The following is a 1,001-nucleotide window of genomic DNA, read 5'->3' as shown; positions in this document are numbered from 1 at the left end:
AGCGGCAATTGTTGTCTGTTTTGAAGAAACGCTTTAGCCACTGGCCTGATGGGCGTCCGCTGGAACAGCTTTTTCGCAAATCCTGGTCAGCCCACTACCATCAGTTAATCTCTAAAGACAGTCTGGTTGACGGAAACATCAAAGATCTCATCAAGGTCTGTGGTGAAAAGGGTATTCAGTTGCTGCTTGAGCAAAACCCACGACTTTTGGAGGGAAAGTTGGATTCCCTGAATGGTTTAGAGCCGAAAGGGAGCCTGCGTAAGGAAGAGATCAAGCGTACATTAACCGGGATCGATTTCAGCCGCTGCTCAATGAACGGCACAGTGTTGCGATCCTTTTCATTTGAAGAGTGTAAATTCAATACAGAACAGTTAAACAGTGCCATTATTGAAAAGGGCATTTTCAGCGGATGTTCTTTTGAAGGTAAGCGGTTTTCATCATCGATATTAGATAATGTCCGTTTTCGCCCTGAAAGTGGTGAGGATAACCTGATATGTGAAAATACACGCCGACTTTCCCGAATCCTATATGAGTCGTGTGTTAATGAGAACAATGAGTTCAATCTGAAACAATGGCTGGAGGTAATGGGGAGAAGTTATTGTCTGCGCTTAGGCTCAACACCGCTGGATGATTTGAGCCGGGATATTTTGTCCCAACATATTGAAGAAATTAAAAGAACCTATCCACAGCAACTTTGTAAAATTATTTTCGGACTTTTTTCCATTGATTTTGAAAATATTGCCAATGCAATAAATTTTGTCTGGAATAATCGTGAATTCTATGATCGTAAAATCAAAGATCTTAAAGATGTGTATTTTGAGTTCAGAACCGTCTTCCTGAAAGAAGGAGATTATTATGGGACTACAGGTAGTCCACTTGAAAACTTATTTCCCCTCAATAGTGTCAAACGCAATGATTATTCCCGGGAAGCGGTTTTGGCGTTGACGTTAAATGTTATTAACCTTGTTCTATTCCCTGAATCCAATGATCAATACATAGAC

At 40.9% G+C, this 1,001-nt stretch carries 1 protein-coding gene; it reads left to right on the top strand.

The window, feature by feature from the left end; translation table 11 throughout:
• Nucleotides 1–179 precede the first annotated feature (179 nt).
• A partial coding sequence (locus KDK19_RS19785; protein WP_257255149.1) for a hypothetical protein occupies nucleotides 180–1,001 on the top strand: 822 nt, incomplete at its 3' end.

This window comes from Endozoicomonas sp. ONNA1, assembly GCF_024606325.1.
In the GTDB taxonomy this organism is placed as follows: domain Bacteria; phylum Pseudomonadota; class Gammaproteobacteria; order Pseudomonadales; family Endozoicomonadaceae; genus Endozoicomonas_A.
This window is presented reverse-complemented; position numbering and strand designations above follow the sequence as displayed.